The sequence below is a fragment of the Oleiphilus sp. HI0123 genome (assembly GCF_001635315.1).
In genome coordinates, this window is sequence record NZ_LWGE01000105.1 from 1 (window position 1) to 1,289 (window position 1,289).

Genomic DNA, 1,289 nt, shown 5'->3' on the forward strand with positions numbered 1-1,289 from the left:
AGAGAACCGATCTGCAATACGCTTTATCCATAGATTCACTAAACTTTTCGCAGATTAACTAGATAAGTTAGCTCAATATTGCAGTTTGGAAATGATGATGACGCTTTGTTTTAGTGTTTTCATACTAAGGTATGAATTTTTTGTTACGCGCGTCTCAGATATTAGCGTTAATAAAGACAAACAGTCTGATAAGACTTTCACACTTTCTGATGGGTAAACGGACTCTCGTCGCAACATCCATAAGAAATACAGAAATTCAGCCATTCCGTCAGAAAAGTATTCATCTGACTTTTTTCATCGGGCAAGTGCATTTTTTGATTTGGGTAGATATTTACACCCTGAGCTAACTGGCGGCCATCGCGAGCTATCACTTCAGCGACACCCGCATCATGATATAAACGCACCGTAAGCTTGGGGTTGTTCACCCACTTCCCTGCCGCTGCGGTTTGTTCAAGCAAAAAAGTATCGGTATATTTACAAGACTCAACAAGCGTCATATGTACTTGCCCAACGTAAGACATGCCGTTATGTAAGCTGAAGCGAATCCGTTCAACATCGCCCATCATTCGAATCAAACGAATTAGGCGGTTATAGTTGCTTTCAAAGGTCGCGCCAAGCTGAACCAAGTCGGGGACATACTTTTTACGCATTAAAATAATACTCTCCCCTTAGTCTAGCGCCACTGCTCTCGCAAGCGTTCCCGGTTTAAGGCCAGCCATTGAAGCCCCATAATAGCGGCAGCATTGTTAATGGTGCCATTTTCGACCAATTTATAAGCTGCTTCAAAGTCTAGGCAGTGTACCTTGATATCTTCATCTTCTTCAGCAAGACCAAACACGCCACCAACACCTTGAACACTGACTTTAGCACAGTAGAGATAGACCTTCTCTGTAGTGCCGCCCGGCGAGACCAAGTATTCACAAATTTTTTCAAGTTCGCCTAATTCCAGGCGCGCCTCCTCTTGCGCTTCTCTGCGTGCAACATTCTCCGGGTGCTCGCCCTCATCATTCATCCCTGCAACCAACTCCAGCAACCAGGGTGATTGATCCTCGAGTATTGCGCCCGGCCTGAATTGTTCCAGCAGCACAACTTTGTCTTCCATTGGGTCGTAGGGAATAACGCAAGTGGCATCACCCCGAATAAACAATTCACGACTGACTTCCCGGCTCCAGCCACCATCAAACAAGCGATGTTTCAGGGTAACCTTTTCCATGCGAAAGAAGCCTTCAAAGCAGGACTCACGGCCAATTAGCTGATAATCTTCTTTGCCATATTGAAGCTTGATCGTC

The 1,289-nt window shown here is 45.2% G+C and carries 2 protein-coding genes; both read right to left on the reverse strand.

Annotated elements, in window-relative coordinates; all coding sequences use genetic code 11:
* Positions 1-197 precede the first annotated feature (197 nt).
* Positions 198-650, reverse strand: a complete 453-nt coding sequence (locus A3761_RS01025) for a DUF1249 domain-containing protein (protein ID WP_068508158.1) — start codon at positions 648-650, stop codon at positions 198-200.
* Positions 651-673: 23 nt separating this feature from the next.
* Positions 674-1,289, reverse strand: a 616-nt coding sequence (locus tag A3761_RS01030; protein ID WP_369808146.1) for an NUDIX domain-containing protein, incomplete at its 5' end; no start/stop codon positions are given.

What these genes read in the sequence shown, in the direction of transcription:
- A3761_RS01025 (WP_068508158.1), bottom strand. Translation starts at nt 650, where the DNA reads ATGCGTAAAAAGTATGTCCCCGACTTGGTTCAGCTTGGCGCGACCTTT.